Annotated in this window: 25 protein-coding genes, 1 tRNA gene and 1 pseudogene; 11 read left to right on the plus strand and 16 right to left on the minus strand. The window is 65.2% G+C overall.

All coding sequences use genetic code 11. The features are described from left to right. The first annotated feature begins 74 nt into the window (after nucleotides 1-74). Together msrA and G6N82_RS07155 are read left to right on the plus strand one after the other, a co-directional pair. The gene (gene msrA / locus G6N82_RS07150) at nucleotides 75-617 is read left to right on the plus strand and encodes a peptide-methionine (S)-S-oxide reductase MsrA (RefSeq protein WP_165195112.1); all 543 of its coding nucleotides are present in this window, start codon (nucleotides 75-77) and stop codon (nucleotides 615-617) included. A 466-nt stretch (nucleotides 618-1,083) separates the two neighbouring features. Further along, nucleotides 1,084-1,392, plus strand: coding sequence for a GIY-YIG nuclease family protein (locus G6N82_RS07155; protein ID WP_165198043.1), 309 nt, complete (start codon nucleotides 1,084-1,086; stop codon nucleotides 1,390-1,392). A 79-nt stretch (nucleotides 1,393-1,471) separates the two neighbouring features. On the opposite strand, the gene G6N82_RS07160 is transcribed toward G6N82_RS07155, so the two are convergent. Further along, on the minus strand, nucleotides 1,472-2,710 hold the full coding sequence (locus G6N82_RS07160) for an RsmB/NOP family class I SAM-dependent RNA methyltransferase (protein WP_165195114.1): 1,239 nt from the start codon (nucleotides 2,708-2,710) through the stop codon (nucleotides 1,472-1,474). A 55-nt stretch (nucleotides 2,711-2,765) separates the two neighbouring features. Between G6N82_RS07160 and G6N82_RS07165 the strand changes: the two genes are divergently transcribed. Next, the gene (locus G6N82_RS07165; RefSeq protein ID WP_165195116.1) at nucleotides 2,766-2,924 is read left to right on the plus strand and encodes a DUF1674 domain-containing protein; all 159 of its coding nucleotides are present in this window, start codon (nucleotides 2,766-2,768) and stop codon (nucleotides 2,922-2,924) included. 144 nt (nucleotides 2,925-3,068) lie between these two features. Here G6N82_RS07165 and G6N82_RS07170 read toward each other — a convergent pair whose 3' ends face one another. The 4 genes from G6N82_RS07170 to G6N82_RS07185 all read right to left on the minus strand — a co-directional run bounded on the left by G6N82_RS07170 (nucleotide 3,069) and on the right by G6N82_RS07185 (nucleotide 8,939). Next, nucleotides 3,069-4,484 (minus strand): cytochrome P450, encoded by a 1,416-nt coding sequence (locus tag G6N82_RS07170; protein ID WP_165195118.1) that lies wholly within the window; start codon nucleotides 4,482-4,484, stop codon nucleotides 3,069-3,071. Between the two features lie 90 nt (nucleotides 4,485-4,574). Further along, nucleotides 4,575-5,648 (minus strand): ferrochelatase, encoded by a 1,074-nt coding sequence (hemH, locus tag G6N82_RS07175; RefSeq protein ID WP_165195120.1) that lies wholly within the window; start codon nucleotides 5,646-5,648, stop codon nucleotides 4,575-4,577. A 52-nt stretch (nucleotides 5,649-5,700) separates the two neighbouring features. Next, a complete protein-coding gene (locus G6N82_RS07180; protein ID WP_165195122.1) occupies nucleotides 5,701-7,971 on the minus strand; it encodes a molybdopterin cofactor-binding domain-containing protein in 2,271 nt (756 codons plus the stop codon). A gap of 2 nt (nucleotides 7,972-7,973) precedes the next feature. Beyond that, a complete protein-coding gene (locus G6N82_RS07185) occupies nucleotides 7,974-8,939 on the minus strand; it encodes an Mrp/NBP35 family ATP-binding protein (protein WP_165195124.1) in 966 nt (321 codons plus the stop codon). Nucleotides 8,940-9,012: 73 nt separating this feature from the next. Here G6N82_RS07185 and G6N82_RS07190 point away from each other — a divergent pair, with 73 nt between their 5' ends. The 3 genes and pseudogenes from G6N82_RS07190 to G6N82_RS07200 all read left to right on the plus strand — a co-directional run bounded on the left by G6N82_RS07190 (nucleotide 9,013) and on the right by G6N82_RS07200 (nucleotide 12,742). Continuing rightward, nucleotides 9,013-10,185, plus strand: coding sequence for a protease modulator HflK (locus G6N82_RS07190; protein ID WP_241255230.1), 1,173 nt, complete (start codon nucleotides 9,013-9,015; stop codon nucleotides 10,183-10,185). A 3-nt stretch (nucleotides 10,186-10,188) separates the two neighbouring features. Next, on the plus strand, nucleotides 10,189-11,034 hold the full coding sequence (locus G6N82_RS07195; RefSeq protein ID WP_165195126.1) for a protease modulator HflC: 846 nt from the start codon (nucleotides 10,189-10,191) through the stop codon (nucleotides 11,032-11,034). Nucleotides 11,035-11,226: 192 nt separating this feature from the next. Further along, nucleotides 11,227-12,742: pseudogene (locus G6N82_RS07200) on the plus strand (Do family serine endopeptidase). Between the two features lie 76 nt (nucleotides 12,743-12,818). Here G6N82_RS07200 and G6N82_RS07205 read toward each other — a convergent pair. From G6N82_RS07205 to G6N82_RS07225, 5 genes are all read right to left on the minus strand, one after another. Further along, nucleotides 12,819-15,011: a PBP1A family penicillin-binding protein gene (locus tag G6N82_RS07205; protein ID WP_165195128.1), complete on the minus strand. Its 2,193-nt coding sequence runs from the start codon at nucleotides 15,009-15,011 to the stop codon at nucleotides 12,819-12,821. Between the two features lie 104 nt (nucleotides 15,012-15,115). After that, nucleotides 15,116-15,517 carry a peptide-methionine (R)-S-oxide reductase MsrB gene (gene msrB / locus G6N82_RS07210; RefSeq protein ID WP_165195130.1) on the minus strand — a complete coding sequence of 134 codons (402 nt, stop codon included), beginning with the start codon at nucleotides 15,515-15,517 and terminating at the stop codon, nucleotides 15,116-15,118. 10 nt (nucleotides 15,518-15,527) lie between these two features. Continuing rightward, nucleotides 15,528-16,199 carry a glutathione S-transferase family protein gene (locus G6N82_RS07215; RefSeq protein WP_165195132.1) on the minus strand — a complete coding sequence of 224 codons (672 nt, stop codon included), beginning with the start codon at nucleotides 16,197-16,199 and terminating at the stop codon, nucleotides 15,528-15,530. 93 nt (nucleotides 16,200-16,292) lie between these two features. Then, entirely contained in the window at nucleotides 16,293-16,739 is a 447-nt protein-coding gene (locus G6N82_RS07220; RefSeq protein WP_165195134.1) for a hypothetical protein, read from the minus strand. Nucleotides 16,740-16,808: 69 nt separating this feature from the next. After that, nucleotides 16,809-17,183, minus strand: coding sequence for a hypothetical protein (locus G6N82_RS07225; protein WP_165195136.1), 375 nt, complete (start codon nucleotides 17,181-17,183; stop codon nucleotides 16,809-16,811). Nucleotides 17,184-17,286: 103 nt separating this feature from the next. On the opposite strand from G6N82_RS07225, the gene G6N82_RS07230 reads away from it, so the two are divergent. Further along, nucleotides 17,287-17,679: a VOC family protein gene (locus G6N82_RS07230; protein WP_165195138.1), complete on the plus strand. Its 393-nt coding sequence runs from the start codon at nucleotides 17,287-17,289 to the stop codon at nucleotides 17,677-17,679. Nucleotides 17,680-17,684: 5 nt separating this feature from the next. On the opposite strand, the gene metW is transcribed toward G6N82_RS07230, so the two are convergent. Then, nucleotides 17,685-18,278, minus strand: coding sequence for a methionine biosynthesis protein MetW (metW, locus tag G6N82_RS07235; RefSeq protein WP_165195140.1), 594 nt, complete (start codon nucleotides 18,276-18,278; stop codon nucleotides 17,685-17,687). Beyond that, a complete protein-coding gene (locus G6N82_RS07240; protein WP_165195142.1) occupies nucleotides 18,271-19,371 on the minus strand; it encodes a homoserine O-acetyltransferase in 1,101 nt (366 codons plus the stop codon). Before G6N82_RS07240 ends, metW begins: the two co-directional genes overlap by 8 nt. 95 nt (nucleotides 19,372-19,466) lie before the next feature. Between G6N82_RS07240 and hisC the strand changes: the two genes are divergently transcribed. Both hisC and G6N82_RS07250 read left to right on the plus strand, forming a co-directional pair. After that, nucleotides 19,467-20,591, plus strand: a complete 1,125-nt coding sequence (gene hisC, locus G6N82_RS07245) for a histidinol-phosphate transaminase (RefSeq protein WP_165195144.1) — start codon at nucleotides 19,467-19,469, stop codon at nucleotides 20,589-20,591. Next, nucleotides 20,588-21,490, plus strand: coding sequence for a prephenate/arogenate dehydrogenase family protein (locus G6N82_RS07250; RefSeq protein ID WP_165195146.1), 903 nt, complete (start codon nucleotides 20,588-20,590; stop codon nucleotides 21,488-21,490). The genes hisC and G6N82_RS07250 overlap by 4 nt, the downstream gene beginning before the upstream one ends. 121 nt (nucleotides 21,491-21,611) lie before the next feature. On the opposite strand, the gene G6N82_RS07255 is transcribed toward G6N82_RS07250, so the two are convergent. From G6N82_RS07255 to ftsE, 4 genes are read right to left on the minus strand one after another with little or no spacing between them, the layout of a single operon-like run. After that, entirely contained in the window at nucleotides 21,612-22,292 is a 681-nt protein-coding gene (locus G6N82_RS07255) for a lysophospholipid acyltransferase family protein (protein WP_165195148.1), read from the minus strand. Nucleotides 22,293-22,302: 10 nt separating this feature from the next. Then, the gene (locus tag G6N82_RS07260; RefSeq protein ID WP_165195150.1) at nucleotides 22,303-22,833 is read right to left on the minus strand and encodes a YdcF family protein; all 531 of its coding nucleotides are present in this window, start codon (nucleotides 22,831-22,833) and stop codon (nucleotides 22,303-22,305) included. Beyond that, on the minus strand, nucleotides 22,830-23,765 hold the full coding sequence (locus tag G6N82_RS07265) for an FtsX-like permease family protein (RefSeq protein ID WP_165195152.1): 936 nt from the start codon (nucleotides 23,763-23,765) through the stop codon (nucleotides 22,830-22,832). Before G6N82_RS07265 ends, G6N82_RS07260 begins: the two co-directional genes overlap by 4 nt. Next, nucleotides 23,762-24,505: a cell division ATP-binding protein FtsE gene (gene ftsE, locus G6N82_RS07270; RefSeq protein WP_165195154.1), complete on the minus strand. Its 744-nt coding sequence runs from the start codon at nucleotides 24,503-24,505 to the stop codon at nucleotides 23,762-23,764. Before ftsE ends, G6N82_RS07265 begins: the two co-directional genes overlap by 4 nt. Nucleotides 24,506-24,660: 155 nt before the next feature. Between ftsE and G6N82_RS07275 the strand changes: the two genes are divergently transcribed. Beyond that, a complete protein-coding gene (locus G6N82_RS07275) occupies nucleotides 24,661-25,578 on the plus strand; it encodes an MJ0042-type zinc finger domain-containing protein (protein WP_165195156.1) in 918 nt (305 codons plus the stop codon). 106 nt (nucleotides 25,579-25,684) lie between these two features. Next, nucleotides 25,685-25,771, plus strand: a tRNA-Leu gene (locus tag G6N82_RS07280). Nucleotides 25,772-25,781 lie beyond the last annotated feature (10 nt).

Consider the following 25,781-nt stretch of genomic DNA (forward strand, 5'->3'; position numbering starts at 1 on the left):
CCGGGTGTTGTCACCTTGCCATGGCAATTCGCGAACACGCGCTTATGTTCCCTGCCAACCCTATGGAGAATTCGATGAGCGACAACAAGCAAGCCATTGTTGCAGGCGGCTGTTTCTGGTGCACCGAAGCGGTATTCCGCGACGTGGTGGGCGTGAGCGAGGTGGAATCCGGCTATATCGGCGGCACCACTGCCGATCCCAACTACAAGGAAGTGTGCAGCGGCAATACCGGCCATGCCGAGGCGATCCGGGTAACCTTCGATCCCGCCGTCCTGTCGCTGGCGGACCTGCTCGACGTGTTCATGGGCACGCATGACCCGACGCAGCTCAATCGCCAGGGCAATGACGTAGGCACGCAATATCGCAGCGCGATCTTCCTGTCGGACGATCTGGACCGCGCCGAGGCCGAAGCCGCGATCGCCCGCTGGAACTGCGAGCATCCGGGCCAAAGCGCGGTGACCACGATCGAAGGGCCGGCACAATGGTATCCCGCGGAGGATTACCATCAGGAATATTGGGAGGGCGAAGGCCAGCGCAATCCCTATTGCCTGGCGGTGATCCCGCCCAAGCTGCAGAAGCTGCGCAAGAGCTTTGCCGGCAAGGTGAAAGCTGGCTGACCGGCGGCGCCAATTCGGGCGCGTTCTTGGGCGCGCTTTCCGGCACGATGGAACACATGGAACACGGTCCAGGGGCTAAAAGCGGCGTTCTGTGACTTTAGCGAGCAAAAGTGTGACTCTGCGCGCATTTGTGTGACCTTCGCGCCGGAATGTGTGACCCTTTCGGCCGAGAGTGTGACTCTGGCGTGGCCCAAAGCGTGACCATTGCGGCGCAAAGTGTGACCGCTCGGGCCGCATCCTGCGCGGCAGGTGCGGAGCGGAGTTGGGGGCGGACAATGGCAAAGAGCTTTACCGCTTTAGCAATTCGGGAAAGCGTAGGAAAATCGGATGTCCGCTAACGACCAAGTTGCGGAGGTTCTTTCAAACGCCCACACCCACTCGGCCTGAGCTTGTCGAAGGCGAGACGACAACTCCCGAACTAATTTCGTCATTCCCGCGAACGCGGGAATCCATCACAAAACTGTCGATGCACCGAGACTTTCAACCTACAGTCGACCTGCTGGCATCGGCCTACCATGGCACGCTTTATTTCGGTGTCACCTCTCATTTGCTTGAACGCATTGCCCGGCATCGCGATGGGACCTTCGAGGGGTTCTCAATGCGATACCATGTGCACCGCCTTGTCTGGTTTGAGCAGCATGCAACGATGGAACAAGCCATCCTGCGCGAGAAGCGGATCAAGAAGTGGCGGCGCGCGTGGAAGGTGGAACTGATTGAGGAAGACAACCCGAGCTGGCGCGATCTCGCAGAGGATTTTGGCTTCGAACCCTTGTGATATGAGTGGATTCCCGCGTTCGCGGGAATGACGAAAGTGTTTTGGGTAGCTCACCACCCAATTGTGGACGCTCGCTCCTCTACTGCCTCACCCAGCGCGCCACAAAGAACCCGTCCATCCCGCCGTGCTCGCCCAGCATGCCGGGATGGGTGCGCAGCCAGCCCTCGGGCGTGGGCGCAAGGCCGGCGGGCAGCTCTTCCGGCGTAATCGGTAGCGGCTCCAGCTCCACGCGCGCAGCCTGTTCTTCGCCTTCCTCGCGCTCGAGCGAGCACACCGCATAGACCAGCACGCCGCCGGGCTTGAGCCAGCCTGCCGCGCGGGTGAGCAGCGCCGCCTGCAGCTCGGTCATCTCCTCGATCTGGCGCTGCCCGATGCGGTGCAGCACATCGGGATGGCGGCGGCAGGTGCCGGTGGCGGTGCAGGGCGCATCGAGCAGCACCGCGTCGAACTGGTGTTTCGGCTCCCAGCTGAGCGCATCGGCGCGGATCGGTGACGCCTTCAGCCCGGTGCGCTTCAGATTGTCCTTGAGCAGGTCGAGCCGCCGCTTGCTGAGATCGAGCGCAGTCACCTTCCAGCCCGCCGCCGCCAGCTGCATGGTCTTGCCGCCGGGCGCGGCGCACAGGTCCAGCGCGTGGCGCCCCTGCCCTTCGCCCATCAGCCGCGCGGGGACCGAGGCGGCGAGATCCTGCACCCACCATTCGCCTTCCTTGAAGCCCTCGATCTTTTCGACCGAGCTGCCACGCGACAGCCGGACGTGGCCGGGCATGTAACTTTCCCCGCCCAGCTTCACCGCCATCTGCGGCGTCCGGGACGGATCGCGCAAGCTGAGGTCGAGCGGCGGCGGTTCGGCGAGGCCTGCAGCGATGGCGGAGGCGCGCTCAGCGCCCCAGCGCGCCACCACGCGATCGGGCAGCGTCGGTGCCTCCGGCAGCGCCAGTTCGCGCTTCGTCAGCGTCGAGAACACCCCGTGCGCCAACCGCCGCGGGCCACCGGCGAGCAGCGGCAGCGCGGTCGCGATCACCGCATGCGGCGGGGTGCCAAGCCGCAGCCACTGCGCCAGCATCAGCCGCAGCACTGCGCGCGGTTTGGCATCGTCGGGCAGGCGCTGCTTCGTGGCGCTATCGATCAGGGCGTCGAGATCGGTCAGCCAGCGCAATGTCTCATTGGCGATGGCGCGGGCGAGCGCCTTGTCCGGCGCGCTGCGCACCGCTTTCAGCGCGGCATGTTCGGCCTGTTCCAGCGTCTCGCCCCGGCGCAGCACCGCGTCGAGCATTTGCAGGGCGGCGCGGCGCGCGTGGATTCCGGGGGGCTGGGCCATGGCGGGAGCGTTAGGGGCTATTGAAACAATGCGCCACCCCGCGCATTGTGTTGGCATGACCCAGAAGAAATCCAAGGCCGCGAAAGCCTTCGCAAAGCCCGCGCACTGGACCAATGATCCGCCGCCCGCGCCCAAGGCCGGGACAGTGGACGAGCAGCTTTCCCCCACTCGCTATGGCGACTGGGAGAAAGACGGGATCGCCATTGATTTTTAGCCTCAAGCGCCGGCGGCTGCGTCCGCAGCCTTGGCTATCCTCGCTCCCTCCGGTCGCTGCGGCCGGCCGTGCAGGTGTGCTTCGCACGCCTGCGTCTTCGACTTCGGCTCCGGCCTTGCGGATCCTGCGGATCCGTTTGGTGCGTCACAGCGAGCGAAAAGCAACCTTCAGCCCGTCCTTGGGCTTGGGAATCGGCCAGGCCTGCCACTCCGGCGAATAGCCTTCCTCGATCTCGATCGAATAGCGCTGCAGCAGCTGGGCCAGCAGGATCTTCACCTGCATGTAGGCGAAATGCAGCCCCAGGCACATATGCGCGCCTCCGCCAAACGGCACCCAGGCGTATTTGTGGCGTTCCTTCACCTGTTCCGGGGTGAAGCGCAGCGGATCGAACTTCTCCGGCTCCGGCCAATATTCCTCCATATGGTGGACGTAATGGGCGTTGATCCCCACCATCGCGCCCGCCGGGATAGTGTAACCAGCATATTCGAAGCTCTTGAGCGCGCGGCGCGGGGTCGAAGGCACCGGCGGGATCATCCGCAGCGCTTCCTTGAACGCCATCTCGGTCAGCTCGAGCTTGCCCAGATCGTCATAGGATAGCGGGCGCGGCTTGCCATCCGCGTCCGGGCCGCCGATAACCGCGATGATCTCCTGCCGCAGCTTCTCCTGCCATTCGGGATGTTTGGCGAGGAGATAGATCAGCGAAGTCGCGCTGGAGGTGATGGTGTCATGCGCGGCCATCATCAGGAAGTTCATGTGATCGACCACTTCGTCGACCGGCAACAGGCTGCCATCCTCGCGCGTAGCGGTGGCGAACTGGCTGAACATGTCCTGCCCGCCGCCTTCCTTGCGGCGGCGCAGCGTTTCCTTCGTGAAATAGTCGACCAGGAATTTGCGCCCGTCGACGCCCTTCTTCATCTGGGTGAAAGGCAGCGGCTTGCGCACCGGCGCGACCGAAGCCTGCACCATGTCGACGAAGGCCTGGTTGATCTTGTCCGCTTCCGGCCCCCATGGAATGCCAATGAAGCTTTCCGCCGCCAGGTCCAGCGTCAGCTGCTTGATCGCCGGATAGAATTGTATCGGCTTGTCGGCCCAGCCGCTGACTTCCTGCGCGATCCCGCGATTGAGGCTGCCCGAATAATGCCGCATCGGTTCTGGCTTGAAAGCGATCGACAGCGCTCGCCGGTCAATCCGGTGATGGTCGAAATCCATCAGCATAAGCCCGCGCGGGAACAGCTGGTCGAGGATCGGGCCCCAGCCCTGCTCGGACGAGAAGATCTTGTTGCGATCGAACAGCAGCAGCTCGTTGGCTTCCGCGCCAATCAGCGCCACCTGCCAGCCGCCAAACGCCTTGCCCTTGTAGACCTTGCCATATTTGCCGACCATCTGCTTCACGAAGGAATGCGGATCGGCCAGCATGCGGAAAGTGTTGCCGACAATCGGCCAGCCCGCTTCGCCGGGGATATGGTCGAGCGCATCCTCGGGCAGCTTGTCGGTCCAGTGCTGGGGACGGAATTCTTCGTCAGCGGCGCTGGCGGGGGCTGATTCTGCAAGAGTGGCCATCGAGCGATCCTGAATCGGGTGGTGAATTGCTACTTACCCATGTGTAAGTAATTCACGAGCGCAAATCCAGTTCCGATTGCTCCGCTGCGGTCAGATCCAGCCGGAAAGTTCGCGCCGCACGATCGCCTCCAGCATGTCCATCCCGGCAGCGGAAGTGTTGAGGCAGGACAGCACGGCATAGTGCGTGCCGCCCGCCTCCAGGAATTCGTCGCGCCCCTCAATCGCCAGCTCTTCCAGCGTTTCGACGCAATCGGCGGAAAAGCCCGGCGCTGCCACCGCCAGCCGCTTCGTCCCCTTCGCGCCTTCGGCGATCAGCGTGTCATCGGTCGCGGGTTCGAGCCATTGCGCGCGGCCAAAGCGCGACTGGAAGGTCGTCTCGATCCTGAGGCCGGCAAACTCGGCGCGCGCCGCCAGCCGCTCGCTCAGCAACCGCGCGGTCTTGCGACACTGGCAATGATAGGGATCGCCCAGGTGCAGCGTGCGCAGCGGCATGCCGTGGAAGCTGAGCAGCAGCACTTCAGGCACGAAATCGAGCGCGGCCAGCTGGCGCGAGACGTCCGCTTCGAGCGCGTCGATATAAGCCGGGTCGTCGTGATAGGCGGGCAACGTGCGCAGCGCCGGCTGCCAGCGCATTTCGCCCAGCGTCTCGGCCGCCTTGTCGACCGCGGTGGCGGTCGTGGCGGCGCAATATTGCGGATAAAGCGGCGCCAGCAGGATCCGCTCGCAGCCAGCCTCGTGCAGCGCCTTGAGCTGGGCCGGAATCGACGGGCTGCCATAACGCATGGCGTGGCGCACCATCACGCTGTCGCCCAGCCGGGCCTGCAGCCCCTGCGCCTGGTCCTGCGTGATCGCCAGCAAAGGCGATCCGCGATCGGTCCACACCTTGGCATAGGCCGCCGCGCTCTTCTTCGGGCGGGTATTGAGGATGATCCCGCGCAGGATCACCTGCCAGATGATCGCGGGGATTTCGATCACCCGCGGATCGGACAGGAATTCCTTGAGGTATGCTTTCACAGAGGCCTGATCGGGCGCGTCCGGCGTGCCGAGATTGACCACCAGCACGCCCACGCCGCCGCTTTTGACGGGCGGATGGTCAGCGGGAAGCGATTGGGGAAGCCAGGTCACGCGGGGCAGGCCAGTGGTCGATGCGGCAGGTTCATGCATGGCAGAATGCACGCAACCGGCAAATGGGTCCTCGCGTGAGACAGAAAACTCGTCATAGACCGCCTGAAAGTAGGGGCAGGCGGCGCAACCGCAAGCCGGTGGCCGAATAAAGCGCATTGGCAATCGCCGGGGCGGCGATCACCGCGCCCAGTTCGCCGGGGTCGAAAGCAGGCGCTTCGCTGTTGATGAAGTCGACTTCGATCTCCGGGCAATCGCTCAGTTGCGGCAGGTTGAGAGCGCCGAGCTGCTGCGATTGCGGCAGCCCGCCCGAATAGCGCGTGCTGGCGCCCATCGCATTGGCGAGGCCGAACACCAGCCCGCCTTCGATCTGCTGGCGGGCGATGTCGATATTGACGATCCGCCCGATGTCGACCGCTGCCACCAGCCGCGCCACGCGCACGCCGCCTTCGCCCGCGCGCGCCGTCGCGACGCAAGCGATCCGCCCGCCGGTTTCCGCATCGCCGATCCGGTGGCAGGCGATGCCTTGCCCGCTCTGATCGACACCACCATCCCATTGCGCCAGCCGCGCCGCGCGCTGCAGGCATTCGGCCAGCCGCGTATCGCCGCCCAGCATCGCCATGCGGAAGGACAGCGGTTCGCGCCCGTTACGGCTCGCCAGCTCATCGATGAAGCTCTCGATCGCGAAGGCGGTGTAGGTGTGGGCATTGCCGCGCATCCGCGACACCGGCAGGCCGATTTCGACCGGGATATGATCGACCGCAACATTGGGAATGGCATAGGGCGGCATGGCGCCCTCGCCGACGAGTGGATCGGCCGTGCCTTCGGTATCGCGCACTGCCGCCCAGCTGGTCGAATTGTCGAACAGCCGCCGGGCGAATTCGAAATTGGCGGGCGGCATGGCGATCCGGGTGCGCAGCGCCTCGATCCGCTCGCCGCCATCAGCGCTGAGCTTGGCCCGCAGCACCAGCGCGGCGGGGGAACGCGGGCGCGCCGCCAGCATTTCCTGCCAGCGCGACCACACCAGCTGCACCGGCCGTCCGATCTCGCGCGCGATCAGCGCCACTTCGATCACGTGATCATTTTCATAGCGCCGGTCGAAACTGCCTCCAGCTGGCATGGGATAAAGCACCACATCTTCCACCCCGATGCCAAGCGCACGGGCCGCGGCAATGCGGGCCTGTTCGGGCGCTTGCGAAGCGAGCCACAGTTCCAGCCTGCCGTCGGCATAGCGCGCCGTAACGCTGGTCGTTTCAATCGGGGCATGGACGCCCGGCTCGAAATCGTACCGCAGTGCCAGATCGGGCTGTTCGACCAGATCGTCGACATCGCCCTGGCTGGCGATGCGGTGCGGCTTGCCGGTCGCGAGCGCATCGTCGAAGCGGGCCTCGATCTCGTCGCTATCGACCAGATGCTCGACCGAGAAACGCGGGTGCATCGTCTCCAGCGCCTGTTCGGCGGCCCACCAGCTGGTGGCACAGACCGCCAGCCAGCGCTTGCCCTCCACCGCGCCCACGATCCCGCGGATGTTGCGGGCGTTGAACGGATTGAATTCGACCAGTTCGGCCTTGTCGACCGGGCCGTGGCGGATCGCGGCATAGACCATGCCGGGCAGGCGCACATCGCCCGCGAACAGATGCGTGCCATCGACCTTTGACGGCAGGTCAAGCCGGGGGAAGGCAGTTGCGGCGTCGGCTTCGCCCGAAAGCGCCTCTTCGCGATAGGGCTGGCGCAGCGGCGGGGGATCCGGCGGATCATAGTCAGCCGCTTCGATCGCGAGTTCGCCAAAGCTGAGGCTTTGTTCGCCATGGCGGATGAACCCGTCGGAAGCCTCGCATTCCTCCCACGAAACGTCCCAGCGATCCGCCGCGGCCTGCGCCAGCATGGCGCGCGCGGCCGCCGCCGCCTCGCGGCACGGCTGCTCGAACGCTGCCAGCGAGGTGCCGTCGCCTGTGGCGGTGAAGCGGTTGTTCTCAGCGAACCGGCGCGCCAGGAACGCATCGGGCGCACCCGCCAGTTCGGGCATCAGCGGCATCCACAGCGGCGCCCAGTGTGCGGCCAGCGGCACATTGGCATATTGCCCGCTGACCGGCGCCGGCTCGACCGCGACCTGGCGCCAGTCCGCGCCCAGTTCCGCCGCCACGATTTGCGGCAGCAGCGTGGACACGCCCTGCCCCATCTCGAGCTGCGGCACCGCCACCGTGACTACCCCGTCGGCAGCGATCTTGAGCCAGGCGTCAAACGCCACTTCATTGTCGCGCGTTTCCAGCGGATTGGGGAAGCTGCGCGGGTAAAGCGACCATGCCACCAGCAATCCGCCGCCCAGCGCGGCTCCGGTCAGCACTCCGCGGCGGGTAAGGCCCATGGTCAGGCGTTCTCCCGTTCGAGCCAGTCGACCAGCTTCTTCGCGATAGCCGCAAAGGCCTGTCCCTCGGGCGTATCGGACGCGGCAGGCGGCTGGCCACTATCGCCTGCCTCGCGGATCGGCAGCGCCAGCGGGATCCGCCCCAGGAACGGGATTTCGACTTTCCCGGCCATGGCTTCGACCCCGCCTTGCCCGAAAGGATCGGACATCTCGCCGCAATGCGGGCATTGGTAACCGGCCATGTTCTCGACCAGCCCGATCAGCGGCACCTTGCCCTGATCGAACAACTGGCCAGCGCGCGCGGCATCGATCAGCGCCAGGTCCTGCGGGGTGGAAACCAGCACCGCGCCATCGGGCTTGTGCTTTTGCAGCATGGACAGTTGCACGTCGCCGGTGCCCGGCGGCAGGTCGATCAGCAGCAGCTCGACATCGCCCCATTGCGCATCGACCAGCTGCGACAGGGCATTGCCGGCCATCGGGCCGCGCCACGCCAGCGCCTGCGCCGGCTTGACCAGAAAGCCCATCGACAGCACGGGCACGCCGTGCTCGCCGGTGACAGGCACCAGCTTCTCGTCCTGCGCTTCGGGCTTGCGCCCTTCGAGGCCAAGCAGCTTGGGCTGCGACGGGCCATAGATATCGGCATCGACCACGCCAACCTTCACGCCCATCCGCTGCAAAGCGACGGCGAGGTTGGTCGTCAAGGTCGACTTGCCGACCCCGCCCTTGCCCGATCCAATGGCGATAATGCGGCGGCGCACCCGGTCAGCCATCATCGCCACGCGGACATCTTCGACCCCTTCGAGCCCGCCGAGCGCCTGCATGATGTCGCGCTCAATCGCTGCGCGTTCGCTGGCCCCGAGCCCGGTCGCATCGAGCACCACCACCGCGCGCGTTCCCACCATCCGGGCGGAACTTAATCGCGTTGCGATCGCTTGAGGGAGATGTGCCAGCAAATCCTGCGTGTCCATGGCCGCAGCCCCTAGCATCAATTTCGCGCGTGCAACCCCTGTTTTTCGCGGGAAGGGCACCTATAAGAGTGTGATGGACATGTTCGATAGTTTCAGAAAATCGATTGGCCTGGCCATGGCCGGCAAGAAAAACCCCTGGGGTGGAGGCGGCGAAGGCAGCGGCGGCTCTGCTGGTGACGGCGATACGCCAGCCGGCGAAAGCGGCGGCGGCGAAGGCCCGCGCAATCCCTGGCTCCCCGGCGGGGGCGATGACAGCAAGAGCGGCGGGCGCCGTTCGGCCAGCATCGAAGACATTTTCAAGCAGCGCGGCCCGGAAGGCCCGCGGCGCCGCGGCGGCGGTCCGCGCGGCCCCAATTTCCGCTTGCCCGAACGGCCCGGCGGCAAGAGCTGGTGGCCGCTGGTGGCGGCCGGGGTGGCAGCGCTTTGGCTGTTCGCCACCGGGGTGCATTTCGTACAGCCGCGCGAACAGGGCGTGGTCACCTGGCTCGGCGGAAAATATTACGACACGCTCAACCCCGGCACGAACCTGTCGCTGCCCTGGCCGATCCATCAGGTCTCGGTCGAAAACGTCAGCCAGATCCGCCAGGAAAAGATCCCGGAAGGCACCGAGGAAAAGCTGATCCTTACCTCTGACCAGAACCTGGTCGACCTGAGCTATCTGATCCGCTGGAACATCTCTGACCTGGCGCTGTACCAGTTCCAGCTGGAGGATCCGCGCGACACCCTGCTGGAAGTCGGCGAATCGGCGATGCGTGCAGCCGTTGCGCGCCAGACGCTCGACACCGTGCTGACCGGCGCCGGCCGTGCCGAGATCGAACAGGATGTGCGGGAGCGGATGCAGGCGCGGCTCGATGCCTATCGTTCGGGCATTGCCGTGCAGGGTATCGAAATCGGCAAGACCGACCCGCCCAGCCGCGTGGAAGAAGCCTTCAAGGACGTCTCCTCGGCCCAGCAGGACGCGGACGCCGCGATCAACCGCGCCCGCGCGATCGCGCAGCAACTGCTCGCCCGCGCCCAGGGTGACGCGACCGAGTTCAACAACATCTACGCCGAATACAAGCTCGCGCCCGAAGTTACCCGGCGCCGTCTCTATTACGAAACCATGGAAAGTGTGTTGTCCAAGACCGACAAGACCATCGTCGAGGCAGACGGGGTGACCCCGTTCCTGCCGCTTCCCGAAGTCCAACGTCGCGCCCGCGATGCCAAGAACCAGGCAGAACAGGCACGCCAGGCAGGGGGGCAGTAAGCGATGGAAAGCATCTGGCAAAACTACAAGGCCGCTGTCATCGCAGCGATTGCCTTTGTCGCAGTGCTGTTCAGCAGCATGGTGATCGTGCCTGAAACGCACCAGGCGGTTGTGGTCCGCACCGGTGAGCCGGTCCGCACGATCAACCGCTTCAAACCCGATGTGCCGTTCGGCCAGACCCAGGCCGGGTTGCAATGGCGCATCCCGTTCTTCGAACAGGTCCAGATGGTGGACCGGCGCGTGCTCGATCTCGATATGCAGCGCCAGCAGGTGTTGTCGAACGACCAGCAGAGGCTGCAGGTCGACGCCTACGCACGTTACCGGATCATCGATCCGGTGCGCATGGTGGAGCGGGCAGGAACCGAGGAACAGCTCGAATCCGCGCTGCTGCCGATCCTCACCTCGGTGCTGCGTCAGGAACTGGGCCGCCGGCCGTTTGCCACGCTGATCAATGCCGAACGCGGCACTGCGATGGCCAACATCACCGCCGCGCTCGACCGCCAGGCAAGGCAATATGGTGCGCAGGTGCTCGACGTGCGGATCAAGCGCGCCGACCTGCCCGAAGGGCGCCCGCTCGACGCGGCTTTCACCCGCATGGAAACCGATCGCCAGGAAGAAGCCGCCGCGATCCGCGCAGCGGGCCAGCGCGATGCTCAGATCATCCAGGCCGAAGCCCAGGCGGAAGCCGCGCGCATCTATGCCGACGCTTATGGCAAGGATCCGGAGTTTTACGATTTCTACCGCGCGATGGAGAGCTATCGCCGCACCTTCGAACAGGGCACTGGCGACAGCTCGATGATCCTGTCGGACGAGAGCGAGTATTTCCGCCAGTTCCGGGGTCGCCGTTAAGCGGTGCCCGCGGGGCGGGCTTGCACGTCAAAACCGACGAACGGTTGATCACGCCCCACGGGCTGCATCCGCCGTTCAATCACGGTTAAGTGCATCTGCGCCCATAAGCGGCGCGTAATTTGAAGTGACGGGCTGGTGGCCGAACTTGGCGCATCCAGCCCGATCGGGAAGCAACGAGAGGACACAAAGCCTGTGCGTTACGTATACGGACTGACAACCGCACTGCTGGTGGGCGGTGCAAGCCTGTCGCTGGTGACTGGCATTCCTGCCGGGGCGCAAGTGGCCCAGAATGACCAGGCCTCGATCGAAGCGGATCGTGCCGCGCCAGGGCGCGCCGGCGAGCTTTGCCGACCTGACCGAGCAATTGCAGCCCGCCGTGGTCAATATCTCCACCCGCCAGCGGGTCGAAGTGAACACCAACCCGTTCGCCGGCACACCCTTTGCCGATCTGTTCGGGCGGCGCAGCCAGCCGCAGCAGCCGCAGACGCGCGAGGCGCAATCGCTTGGATCGGGCTTCATCATCTCGGCCGACGGCTATGTGGTGACCAACAACCACGTGATCGCGCCTGACAATCGCGCGACGCTGGAAGAGATCACTATCACCATGCCCGACGGCACCGAGTACCAGGCCGACCTGGTCGGCGCCGATGCCGCATCCGACCTGGCGGTGCTCAAGATCAAGTCGAACCGCACCTTCCCCTTCGTGAAATTCGGCAGTTCCAGCGAAGTGCGTGCTGGCGACTGGGTGATCGCGATCGGCAATCCCTTCGGCCTGGGCGGCACAGTCACCAGCGGTATCGTTTCTGCCGTGCTGCGCAATGCCGGCGGCGGTGCCTATGACCGCTACATCCAGACCGATGCCAGCATCAATCGCGGCAATTCGGGCGGCCCGCTGTTCGACATGCAGGGCAATGTGATCGGCATCAACAACGCGATCTTCTCGCCGACCGGCGGAAGCGTGGGGATCGGCTTTGCGATCCCGGCCGACACTGCCGCGCCGATTGTTGCGCAGCTGCGCAGCGGCCAGGAAATCGAACGCGGCTTCCTGGGCGTGAGCATCCAGCCGGTCAATGCCGACCTGGCGGATTCGCTGGGTCTGCCGCGCAATCGCGGCGAATTCGTGCAGTCGGTGCAGGCCGATGGGGCCGCTGATCGCGCCGGTATCAAGGCCGGGGACGTAGTCACTGCGATCGACAGCAAGCCGGTGACCAACGAACAGACGCTGTCGTTCCTGGTTGCCAATATCAAGCCCGGCACACGCATCCCGATCGACCTGCTGCGCGATGGCAAGACACTGCGTGTTACCGCCACCGTCGGCAAGCGCCCGAGCGAGGAGGAACTGCGCCGCCAGCAGTCGTTCGATCCCGATGCCGAACCCGAACAGGCGCCCGGCGATTCCAGCGGCACGATCGAGGAAAAGCTGGGCCTGCAAGTGCTCGAGCTGACCCCGCAGATCGCGCGCCAGCTGGGTGCGGGCGAGGACACCGCCGGTCTGGTGATCGGCGCGGTTGACCCGAATGCCGATGCCGCCGCCAAGGGCCTGCGGCGCGGCGACATCATCCTGACCGCCAATTATCGCGAAGTGCGCAGTTCCGCCGATCTCGAAGCGATCGTCGCGGAAGCCCAGAAGGCCGGTCGCGAAGCCGTGCTGCTGCGGGTGCAACGTCGTGGCGGCGCGCCCAACTACATCGCGGTACGCCTGCGCTAACCGCGCTCAACGCCAGACAAAAGGGGGCGCTGCGAGGCAAACTGCAGCGCCCTTTTTCATGACGATTGTCAGAAGCCTATTGCTGCCCGGCCCGTTCGCGCGCGGCATCGCTGGGGCGGATCGTGCGCGGCATGGGCGGTTCGGGTGGCTGGCGTTGCCCCGTCGCGCGCTCCAGGAAATCGTCGCTCGCAGCCTGCCCTGCTTCGCCCGGTGCAACGGGGATTTGCGGACGCGGCACCTGTTCCCCATCCACGCCGAACGGCTGCCCGCCTTCGCCGCGTGACGGCTCGACCAGATTGCCCTGCTCGTCGATGAAATAGTAATCGCCCGGATCGCCGTAGAGATATTCGTCATCGGGTTCGAGCATCCAGCCCGGCAGCTTTACCTCTGTGTCGAATTGTTCGATTGGTCGGCCCTTCACCGCTTCGCGCATGTAGGCAGAGAAGGCTTGTGCCGGCGCCCGCCCGCCCTGCAGCCCGCCCACCGCCTTGGCATCGTCGCGCCCCATCCACACGCCGGTGGTGATGCCGGACGAGAAGCCGACGAAATAGCCGTCCTTGTTCGAACTGGTCGTGCCGGTCTTGCCGGCGACCGGGCGCCCGATCTGGGCGGCGCGGCCCGTGCCGGTGTTGACCGCAGTCTGCAGCAAGTCTGTGATCCCGGCCGCGACATAGGCGGGCACCAGCTGGCTCGCCCGGCCGCGTTCATGGCGGTAGATTTCCTCGCCGCTGGCTGTCGTCACCCTGGTGATGCCGTAGGGCTCGACCGAGGTCCCTTTCTCCGAAATCGCGGCAAAGGCGCGGGTCATGTCGATGAGGCGCACCTCGCTGGTGCCCAGCACCATCGACGGATAGGTCGAAATCGGCGAGGAAATGCCGAAGCGCCGCGCCATCGAGGCCACACTGCTGAAGCCGACATCCTGCCCCAGGCTGGCCGCGACGGTGTTGATCGAATAGGCAAAGGCAGTGCGGACATCGATTTCGCCCACGAACTTTCCGTTCGAATTGCGCGGGGTCCACCCGTCGATCGTCACCGGCGTGTCGACCACCGGATCATCAGGCGTATAGCCCGCTTCCAGCGCTGCGAGATAGACGAACAGCTTCCAGGCCGAACCCGGCTGGCGCTGCGCGCTGGTGGCGCGGTTGTAATTGCTTTCGACGTAATCGGTGCCGCCCACCATGGCGAGGATTGCCCCGTCACGATCGAGGCTGACCAGCGCGCCTTGAGCGCCCTTGGGCGTATTGGCGCTGATCGCCGCCGTCGCCGCTTCCTGCATCTCGACATCCAGCGTGGTCCACACTTCGATCGGCTCGAAAGTTTCAGGCAGCAGCAGGTCGAGCTGCGGCAGCACGTAATCGGTAAAATAGCGCACCGAATTTTCGGTTTCGCGCAGCTTCAGATTGACCGCATCGACATCGACCGAGGCTTCGCCGGCGCTGATATAGCCCTGTTCGCGCATCAGCCGCAGCACGGTGGCCGCGCGCGCCACCGCCTTGTCGACATCGGCGGTGGGCGAATAACGCGAGGGTGCCTTCACCAGCCCGGCGATGATCGCCGCTTCACCGGTGCTCAGCTGCGTCGCCGGATGGCTGAAGAAATTGCGGCTGGCGCTGTCGATGCCATAGGCGCCGCCGCCGAAATAGACCTTGTTGAGATAGAGCTCGAGGATCTGTTCCTTGGAGAACTTCCATTCCAGCGCCAGCGCCAGGATCGCCTCGCGCAGCTTGCGGTCAAGCGAACGGTTGTTGTTGAGGAACAGATTGCGCGCCAGCTGCTGGGTGATGGTAGAGGTGCCGCCGATCCGCTTGTCGGCACCGAAGGCTTCGAGCACCGCCCCGGTCAGGCGGATCGGATCGACCCCGAAATGGCCGTAAAAGCGGCGGTCCTCGACCGCCACCATCGCGTCCTTCATGACTTGCGGGATCTCGTCATAGTCGAGCCATTCGCCAAAGCTCGGCCCAAGCTCGACAATCTCTCTCCCGTCGCGCGCGCGCACCACGATGGTTTGCGCAGTCTGCGTGGCCTTGAGCTGGTAATAGCTGGGCAGCGATTGCGCCGCGAAGCCGACCGCTACCGCCAGCGCGATCACCCCCAGCAGCGCCGCGGCGAGCGAGCCGATTACGATCCGCTTTAACCACAGCTTCGCGCCGGTGGCCGGTGGCGGCTTGCGCTTGCGGCTGGGCGGAGTGGCGTTCTGGTTACGCGCAGCGGCAGCGCGGCGGCTGCCACGCTTGTTCGAATTCACCATGCGATCGCCGCGTTTCGACATAGGGAATGAAGGTCCGACCCCGCCTCAATAACCGAAGCTGCGCCCTGCATAGGCGAGTTGTAACGCCGCGTGAACGGCACTGCAGCGAATCTGCGGCGACGCGATCAATTGTCGGGCTCGAAATCGAGCGAGGCCGAATTGATGCAATAGCGCAGGCCGCCTTCTTCCGGTGGGCCGTCAGGGAAGACATGGCCCAGGTGCCCGCCGCATTTCGCGCACAGCACTTCGGTGCGGATCATGCCGTAGGATGTGTCGCGCCGTTCCTCGATCGTGTCGTCTTCGGCCGGCCGGGTGAAAGCGGGCCAGCCACAGCCCGAATTGTATTTCGCATCGCTGGCGAACAGCTTCGTGCCGCAACCCGCGCACATATATTCGCCTTCGTCGAAATGCTTGTCATACTTGCCAGTGAAAGCGCGTTCGGTCCCGGCTTCGCGCAGCACATGGTATTGCTCGGGCGAGAGGCGTTCGCGCCACTCCTGCTCGGTCAGTTCGACTTTGTCGCTCATGCTTTGGTCCTCACATATCGAGCTTGGCATAGTGCGCGGGCGGCTGGATCACGCCCATCCGCTCGGTCAGCAGCGGGCGGAAGCTCGGCCGGCTCTTGAACACCGCATACCAGCCGCGGGTCTGCTCGTGCCCGGCCCAGTCGATCCCGCCCAGGTAATCCGCCACCGATATCTGGGCGGCTGCGGCCAGGTCTGCAAGGCTCATGGTCGATCCGGCCAGCCACGGACGATTGTCGATCAGCCAATCCATGTAATCGAGGTGCCCGTGCGCCAGCTTCATCGCTTCGCGCAGCATGCGCGAATCCGGCGGCTGGTTGAGCACGAGCCGCTTCTTCATCCGCTCGTTGAGCAGCGGCGCGGTGACATCATTGTAGAAATTCTCGTCAAACAGCGCGACCAGCCGGCGGATTTCCGCGCGGTTGGCGGCAGTGCCGTTGATCATCGGCGCCTTGTCGACGGTTTCCTCGAAATATTCGGCGATCGCGCGGCTGTCGCACAGCACGGTGTCGCGTTCCTGATGGACCATTACCGGGGTCCGCCCGGCGGGGTTGAGGTTCCAGAAATAGTCGCTCGCCGACCACGGGTCCTCGCGCACCAGTTCATAGGCGACGTTCTTCTCGCTCAGCAGCAGGCGGATCTTGCGGCTGAACGGACAAAGCGGAAATTGATAGAGGCGCCACATGCTGGAACGCTCATGCCGCATGCGCCGCGCGGCGTCCAGATTCGACCGTGCCTGATGCGCCGGGAAATGTGGTTTTTGCCCCGCGAACCGGGATCACCTGGCCAGTCGGTTGCTGTCCGGCAAATTGGCGCGTTCGCGCAGCGTCTTGCTCAAGTCAGCAAGTGCGGGCCGCATGGCTTCCATTCCTTCGACCAACCCCGCCAGCATGCCCATCATCTGCGGCACGCGTTCGGCCACCTTGGCGGGCACCTGGCGCGATCCCGGCCCTGCGAGTTCGCCCAGCGTGGCGCGCGGATCGGCCTGGAAATCCTCATCACCGGCAGCTTCGGCCACAGCATTGGCCATCTGCCCCACCGGCAGGCCCAGCAAGACTTCGCCCAGGACATGGACGGTTGCGGCAACCCGATCCTGCTCTGCCGGATCACCCAGGCGCTCGGCCAGTTCCGTCATGCTGCGATCGGCCTCGGGCGCGCTCGCGAACGCAGCCTGCGGTGCAACGATGGCCGTGGTCAGAGCGAGGGCAACGAGAGTTTTGCGCATGGGCAAGCCTTCCGGTTGTGAGGTGCGCGCATCCTAATTCAGGCCATCTTTCTTGACCCTGAACGCCGATCAGACGCCGGAGGTTTCCAGCATCAGCAGGCAGGCGGGCATCACGGCATCGACCTGGCCCTGGTCAAGCAAACGTTGCGCCTCGGCCGAGGCGAGCGCCGAAACCCGGTCGCGATCCATCCCGGTGTCATCCATAAGCTTGGCCAGCGTGCGTACGAAGAATTCGCGCCCGCGCGGATCGATCGCAGGCCATTTGCGCGCCGCCTCATCGCCATTGGCTTGCCCGTAGGAGACCAGCGCAAAGGCGGCCGAACAGCGCAGCAAGGCACTGTTTTCCTGCGACAGGCTGGGCGCCTGCGCTGGCGGACCAACGGGAGCGGCCGCTTGCGCGGCGAGCGGGGCGAGGCCGAGGGTGGCGGCGAGAAACAGGCTCATGGTTGCGGGTTATAACAGCGAAAGTGAACCGTACACTACCAAGTCGCTTGTGGTGAGCCTCTGCCGGTCATAGGTTGCAAAGCGCAACTAAGGAGAAACAGGCATGATCAATCACGTCATGATCGGCAGCAACGACATCGAAAGATCGAAATCATTCTATAACAAGGTGCTGGGTGTGCTGGGTGCGGGCGAGCCCTTTGTGAACGTCAGCGACAGCGGGCACACGCGGCTGTTCTACATGCATGGCGGCGGCACGTTTTCAGTCACCGAACCGATCAACGGCGAAACTGCCAATGCCGCCAATGGCTTCACCATCGGCTTCAAGTGCAGTTCGCCCGAACAGGTGAAAGAGCTGCACGACGTGGCCATCGCCAATGGCGGCACCAGCGTCGAAGACCCGCCGGGGCCGCGCCAGGGTTCGATGGGTGTCATGCACCTGTGCTATTTCCTCGACCCCGATGGCCACAAGATCTGCGGCATTCACCGCCCGGGTTGACGCGCTCAGCGGCTTAGCTGGAACAAGGCGAATTCGGCGCGCAGGTTGGCTGCCAGCGCGCCGATTTCCTTACCCCCTGAGAAAAACCAGCAGCCATCCACCTTCACGCCCTTGGCCGCGACCAATTCACGGAAATCGGCGATGGTCACGTGGTGGATGTTCTTCGTCTCATACCAGCTGACCGGCAGCGCGCGGGTCACCGGCATGCGCCCGCCCAGCGTCAGCGCGGCGCGCGTGCGCCAATGCGCGAAGTTCGGGAAGCTGACGAAGGCCTGCCTCCCGACCCTCAGCAGTTCATCAAGCATGTGATCGGGCCGCGCGGCGGTCTGCAGCGTCTGGCTGAGGATCGCATAATCGAACGCCTTGTCGGGATATTCGGCGAGGTCGCGATCGGCATCGCCCTGCACCACCGACAGCCCGCGCGCGACACAGCGTTCGACCTGCGCCGGATCGATCTCGATCCCCCGCGCGTCGCAATTCATCCGGCTTTCGAGCACTTCCATCAGATCGCCGCTGCCGCAGCCGATGTCGAGCACGCGGCTGCCCGGCGCGACGTTTTGCGCCAGCACCGCAAGGTCGGGGCGCAGGCCGTCAGCCATCGATAAAGCCCTTCATCACCCGGTCCAATGCGGGCACATCGAGCAGGAAGCTGTCATGCCCGAACGGTGCGGAAAGTTCGACGAAGCTGACCGGTGCTCCCGCCGCGTTAAGCGCGTGGACGATGTGGCGGCTTTCCGCCGTGGGATAGAGCCAGTCGCTGTCAAAGCTGATCACGCAGAAGCGCGCCTTCGCACCCGCAAAGGCATCGGCCAGCCGCCCGCCATGCTCTTCCGCCAAGTCGAAATAGTCCATCGCGCGGGTGATATAGAGATAGGAATTGGCATCGAAGCGCTGAGTGAAGCCGCTGCCCTGATAGCGCAGATAGCTTTCGACCTGGAAATCGGCATCGAAGCCGAAGCTCTTGGTGTCGCGGTCCTGCAAATTGCGCCCGAATTTTTCGGTCAGGCCCTCTTCGCTGAGGTAAGTGATGTGCGCCGCCATCCGCGCCACCGCCAAGCCATTGTCGGGCGCCGCATCGGCGCCATAGTAATCGCCGCCGCGCCAGTTCGGATCGGCCATGATCGCTTGCCGCCCGACCTCGTGGAAGGCGATATTCTGCGCCGAGTGGCGCGCGGTCGTGGCGATCGCCAGCACCCGCGCCGCGCGCTCGGGCCAGTTGGCCGCCAGGCTGAGCGCCTGCATCCCGCCCATCGATCCGCCGATGACTGTGTGCAGCCGCGCGATCCCCAGCTCGTCAAGCAAGCCGACAAGCCCGCGCACCATGTCGCGAATGGTGATCACGGGGAAACGCATGGCATAGGGCTGGCCATCGGGCGCAAGGCTTGCCGGGCCACTCGATCCCATGCAGCTGCCGATCACATTGGCGCAGATGACATGGAACCGGTCCGTATCGACCACCTTGCCGGGGCCGACCATCCGTTCCCACCAGCCCGGCTTGCCGGTAATCGGGTGGTCGCTGGCGACATACTGGTCGCCGGTCAGCGCGTGGCAAATGAGGATCGCGTTGGAGCGGTCAGCCGCCAGCTCTCCATAGGTCTCGTAAGCGATCTGCACGCCGGAAAGCACCTGCCCGCTATCCAGCGGCAGGTCCTGGCTGAGCGTCAGGCTCTTCGAGGCAATTACGGGCGCCATGGGCCGATCCGATTGGGCGAGCGCGAAGTGTAAGTCAATTGCACTGTTTTTCGGCCTGTCTTTCGCGTGCGAAAGTGGTTATTCGCCGCCGCGCAATGACTGACCAAGCCCGCCCGCGCCCCGAAGGAAAGCCCTGGATCATGGGCATCCATGCCTATGTGCCGGGCAAGTCGACCGGTTCGGACGGGCGCAAACTGGTCAAGCTGTCGGCCAATGAGAACCCGCTGGGCACCAGCGAGGCAGCGCTTGCAGCGCGCACAGCACTGTCAGGCGCGGCCGACTATCCCGATCCCGATGCCAAGGCACTGCGCCAGGCGATCGGCGAGTTGCACGGGGTCGATCCGGCGCGCATCGTGTGCGGCACCGGCTCGGACGAACTGCTGAACCTCGCCGCGCAAGGCTTTGCCGGGCAGGACGAACATGGGCGCGACGAAGTGCTGTTCAGCCGCTTCAGCTTTGCGGTGTACGATATCGCGGCGCGGCGCTGCGGCGCGGCGCCGGTCGAAGCGCCCGACGCCGATTACGCCACCAATGTCGATGCGCTGCTGGCAGCCGTCAGCGAGCGGACCCGCGTGGTCTTCCTCGCTAATCCCAACAATCCCACCGGCACATATCTGCCGCGCAGCGAGGTCGAGCGGCTCCACGCCGGCCTGCCAGCTGACGTGCTGTTGGTGGTGGACCAGGCCTATGCCGAATACCTGGACGCTGGCGAGGATGACGGCGGGCTGGAACTCGCCGCTCGTCATGACAATGTTCTGGTCACCCGCACCTTCTCCAAGATCTATGGCCTGGCGGGCGAGCGGATCGGCTGGGCGACCGGCGCGCCGCATCTGGTCGACGTGCTCAACCGCATCCGCGGGCCGTTCAATGTCACCACCAGCGGGCAGGCGGCGGCGCTGGCGGCTTTAAGCGACCAGGACTTCGTGGCCCGCTCGCGCAATCACAATGCCACCGAACTGGCGCGCTTTACCGCCGCGATCGAAGCGCTGGGCAACCACGGTTTGCGCGCCGTGCCGAGCAAGGCCAATTTCCTGCTGGTGCTGTTCGAGGGGGCAGTCAGTGCGGTGCAGGGGCTCGAGGCGCTGGGCGAAGCGGGATATGCCGTGCGCCACCTGCCGGGGCAGGGCCTGCCGCATGCGCTGCGGATCACCATCGGCAAGCGCGAGGATATGGACGCTATCGCCGCTACGCTACGGCAGCTGGTGGAGCGCGCCGCATGAGCATCACCCGCGTCGCGATCATCGGGCTTGGCCTGTTGGGCGGATCGATCGGGCTGGCAGTGCGCGAGCGCGCGCCGGGGATCGTCACGACCGGCTTTGACGCCAACCCCGATGTCCGCACCAAGGCCACTGAGCGCGGGCTGGTCGGTACCGTGTGCGAAAGCGCCGCCGAGGCGGTGCGCGAAGCGGACCTGGTGATCCTGTGCGTGCCGGTGGGCGCGATGAAAGCGGCCGCCGCCGATATCGCCGCCACCCTGCCGCCGCATGCCATTGTCAGCGATGTCGGCTCCTCCAAGCAGAGCGTGGCGGATGACCTGGCCGCTGCCTTGCCCGGCGCGACGGTGATCCCCGCGCACCCTGTCGCCGGGACCGAACAGAGCGGGCCCGAAGCCGGCTTCGCCACGCTGTTCGTCAACCGCTGGTGCATCCTGACGCCTCCCTCCGGGGCAGACCAGGGCGCGGTCGACGCACTCGCGGAATTCTGGCGCAAGCTGGGCGCAAAGATCGAAATCATGGATCCGCAGCACCATGACCTGGTGCTGGCGGTTACCAGCCATATCCCGCACCTGATCGCCTATACGATCGTCGGCACCGCCAGCGACCTGGAGGAAGTGACGCGCGGCGAAGTGATCAAATATTCTGCCGGCGGTTTCCGCGATTTCACCCGCATCGCCGCGTCTGACCCGACCATGTGGCGCGACGTGTTCCTGCACAACAAGGCAGCGGTGCTGGAAATGCTTGGGCGCTTCACCGAGGACCTCACCGCGCTGCAACGCGCGATCCGATCCGGTGATGGCGACACGCTGCACGAGCTGTTCAGCCGTACCCGCGCAATCCGCCGCGGGATCATCCAGGAAGGGCAGGATGACGAGCGGCCCGATTTCGGCCGCGAGCACTGATTTCTGGTCCTCTGGCGCCGGCGCTCACGTCCGTTCGCTTGGCTTTCCTCGCTCTCACGACCTGAAGGTCGCATCGCTGCGGGCGGCCAGTCGGCCTTGCCGTCGCTGCGCGACGGAAAGCTTACTCGTTCAATGCGTTGATCGCCGCATGCACGCGCGCTTCGATTTCCTCGCGCGGCAGGCCCGCCGGGATCGGCGCGCCGATGCGATAGGTGATCCGGCCCGAACGCTTCCACAAACGGTGATAGAGCGGGCCACTGTTGACCGCCACCGGCACCACCTGCAGCCCCAGCAGCTTGTACAGCCCGGCGAAGCCCGATTGCAGCGGTGCCCTTTCGCCGTGGGGGATGCGGGTCCCTTCCGGGAAAATCACTAGCGGGCGCCCCTCCGCAAGTCGCTCGCGCGCTTTCAGGATCATCTGCCGCAACGCGCGGGCGCCTTCGTCGCGCGCCACGGGAATCAGGCCATACCGGATCGCCGAACGGCCCCAGCCGGGGATGGAGAACAGCTCGCGCTTGGCGAACACGGCAGGCGCATCGAGGAACACCGGCGTGTCGATCGCTTCGAAAAAGCTTTCGTGCTTGATGGCATAGAGCACCGGTCCTTGCGGCCGCTCGCCTTCGACCACCACTTCGATCCCCAATAGGCGCGACACGCACCAGCGGTGCCAGCTTGCCCATAGCCGAACCGCCGCACGCAGCCGCTCGCGCCCGAACGGCAAAGCCGCAACCGACACCATCACCAGCAGCGCGCTGACCCCATAAAACACGGGGTAATACAGCAGGCTACGGAGCACCGACATTGCTATCCGATCAGACTTTTACCAGGCCGGTGAAATAGCTGACGACGAGCTTCTGATACTCCAGCAGCAGCACGCCGAGGTTCGGCTCCGTACGTACGGCGTCCGGCACGACCGTGACATTGCTGGGCAAGGTGCGGCTCAGCTCGCCTGCCACCCGCCGCATATGCCAGTCGCTGGTGACAAGGCGGATCGACTTCACGCCCCGCCCTTCGACCCACTTGGCGATTTCCTCGGCATTGCCGCGCGTATCGACTGCGGCAAAGCCCAGCTCGACACAGCAATTCATGCGCCGCCGCGACACACCGAATTCGGCGGCGAATTCGTTCGGGCGAACCTCAAGGTCGACCCCGCTTACCAGCATCCGTTCGGCCCAGCCGCGATCGAGCACTTCAAGGCCACGCTGGATGCGCCCGGCGGCCCCGGTCGGCACGATCACCGCATCGGTTTCGATATCGTCGACCGGCCCGGGCAGCGTAGCGAAGAACCACACAAAGCCGAACGCCCAGGCGAGGAATATGGCAGAGAGGAATCGTAAGATCATAGCATCCGTTTCAAAGCCGACATCACTGTGATGCGCGCGGTCAGCATGGCAAGCAAGACCCCTGCGATGGGAATGGCCACCAGCACCAGCCAATCCCCCTGCCCCAGATTGCCGCCCGCCACCATGCCGGAATCGATCGCGGCGAAGCGCCGTCCGATCAGCCAGACGGCCAATCCGCCGAGCAGCAACCCGGCCGCACCGCCCATAATAGCATCAATCGTGATGCCACGCTGGAATACTTGCGCAATCTGGCGATCGGTACCCCCCAGCAAGTGCACGATCTCCACTGTCTTGCGATGGTTGGTAAAGGTGCTGCGCGCCGCCAGCCACACTGCACCGGCGCTGGTAAAGGCGAGCAAGGCGATCAGCGTGAGTGCCAGATAGCGCAAGGCGGCGAGCGCGTCATAGACCGGGCGCAGCCAGTCCGACTGGGCATCGACCCGCGCCGTGGGAATCGCATCGACCAGCAAGGCGTTGATCCGCGCCACTTCCGCCTTGTCGGCGAGGCCGCTCAGCTGAACGTCGATCAGCGCCGGGATCGGCACTGCCGAATTGCCATCGTCCGTCGCCCCGATCCATGGCGCCAGCAGCTCGGCCAGTTCGCCCTCGGGGATCACGCGCAGGCCCGCCACGGCGGGATCGGCCTTGAGCAAGGCGGCCGCCTGCTCCGCCTGAGCCGCGCGCAGTTCGGCATTGGCCTCCACGATCTGCACCGTCAGCGCGCCGGACAGATCGGCCTGCGCCCGATTGACCAAATTGCCCAGCGCCAGCCCGGCAGCCGCCGCCATCACGGTCAGCGCGATCATGATCGCGATCACCCACGGCATCGGCCCGCTGGCCAGCCGGCGCGGGATCAGCCGCGCGGCCGGTCGCCCGCGGAAAGGCACCAGGTCGCGGATCAGCGAATGCGCAGTGACCGGGGCGTCGCTCATAGCAAGCTTTCGCTTTCGGTGGCGCGCGGCGCGGGCCGCGGCGGGAACCGCAAGGCACCGGTGGGATCGAGCAATTGCCCCTTTTGCAACCGCATGATCAGCGAATCCGGCACTTGCCGCAGCAGGTGGATGTCATGCGTTGCCACGATCACCGTGGTCCCCAGCCGGTTGAGCCGTTCGAACAGCTGCAGCAGTTTCAGCGCCATTTCCGGATCGACGTTGCCGGTGGGTTCGTCGGCAATCAGCAGGTCAGGCCGGCCAATCACCGCACGGGCGATCGCCACGCGTTGCTGCTCGCCGCCTGACATCGTCGCCGGGATCGCGTCCATCCGCTGCGCCAGGCCAACCCACGCCAGCATATCGGCGACCGGCTTGGCGAGGTCCGCCTCGCGCACGCCCGCCACCCGGAGCGGCAGCGCGACATTGTCGAAGGCGGAAAGATGCTCGACCAGGCGGAAATCCTGGAACACCACCCCCAGCCTGCGCCGGAACTGCGGCAGGCGCTCGCGCGGCAGGGTGATCATGTCATTCCCGAACATGCGGATTGCCCCGCGCGACGGGCGCTGCGCGAGGTAAAGCATCTTCAGCAGGCTGGTCTTGCCTGCCCCGCTGGCCCCAGTGAGGAAGTAGAACCGGCCGGGGAAAAGCGTGAAAGAAACGTCGCGCAACACCTCTGGCTCGGTGCCGTAACGCAGCCCGACATTGTCGAAGGTGACGATTTCATCTGCCCCCGCGGTCATCGCGCGGCTCTATCCCAAGCAGGAGGCAGTGCAAGGCCAATCATCGCAAACCAGCGCATAGCGCGGCTTCGGTGTGGAAAAAAGGCGGGTTTGGCCGGGTGGCGGGCGCGCTGCCCTTGTTGCGCTGTGCGACGCCGCTTACAGCGCAAGTTGCGATGATTATTGCCTGTCCAGCCTGTCGCACGCGTTATGTCGTGCCTGACACGGCCATCGGCATCGATGGGCGGACGGTACGCTGCGCCAAGTGCAAGCACAGCTGGTTCCAGGAAGGGCCGTCGCTCGGCGACCGTCCGGCCAGGGTAGCCGAGTCTGCCGAAACCGCTCCGCCACCGCCGCCTGCGCCGCCTGCAGCCGAGGCTGAGGAGGCAGCGCCACCGCCACCAGCCGAGGAAACGGGTGAGCCGTCCAATCCGGACGCCCGGCCATCGGTCAGCCATTGGCGGTCAAACACGGCAGAACCGGAAGACGCGGCTCCAGCTCCCGTTGAAAAGCCCGTACCCGATGAGCCGCAAGAGCAGGTCGCAAAGCCCGAACCGCCTGCGCCAGTTGCGCCCGAGCCCGAGCCCGAGCCCGAGCCCCAAACCACTTATGTCGAGGACGACAGCGATTACTCGCAGTTCGACCATGAGCCACCCTTCCGGCCCCGCCGCAACCCGCTGAAGCTGTGGACTGCGGCCGCGGTGCTGTTCTTCGTGGCCGCCAGTGGCGCCGCGATCGCCGTGAACTATTACGGGCTGCCCAGTTGGGTGCCGATCGAGCGGCCGACCTTCGGCATGGAGCAGCCACAGCTAAAGCTCGAATTCCCGCCCGAACAGCAGGATCTGCGCACCCTGCCCAACGGCACCGAATACTTCGAAGTCAACGGATCGGTCACCAATACCGGCCGCAGCAGCAGCTCGGTCCCGCCGATCCTGATCGTGCTGCGCGATGAGCAGGATCGCATCGTCTACACTTGGGAACTGGCGCCGCCGCAGGCTGAGCTCGCCCCCGGTGAGACCGTTACCATTCGCGAAGCCATGGTCGATGTTCCGCGCTCTGCCAGCGTGGTCGAGATCGGCTGGAAGCCGGGCTGAACCCGGCACCGCAATCAATCGCGGTAAAGTGCTTGCGGAGCGGCACCGCTGTTGCTAGTGGCGCGCTCCTGTTCGCAAGGGGTTCAGGCTTCTTGAACGACTGGGTGCGGTCGTGGCGGAACTGGTAGACGCGCAACGTTGAGGTCGTTGTGGGCGAAAGCCCGTGGAAGTTCGAGTCTTCTCGACCGCACCAAACAGTCCTT

It is taken from the genome of Altererythrobacter sp. BO-6 (genome assembly GCF_011047315.1).
Taxonomy (GTDB): Bacteria; Pseudomonadota; Alphaproteobacteria; order Sphingomonadales; family Sphingomonadaceae; genus Erythrobacter.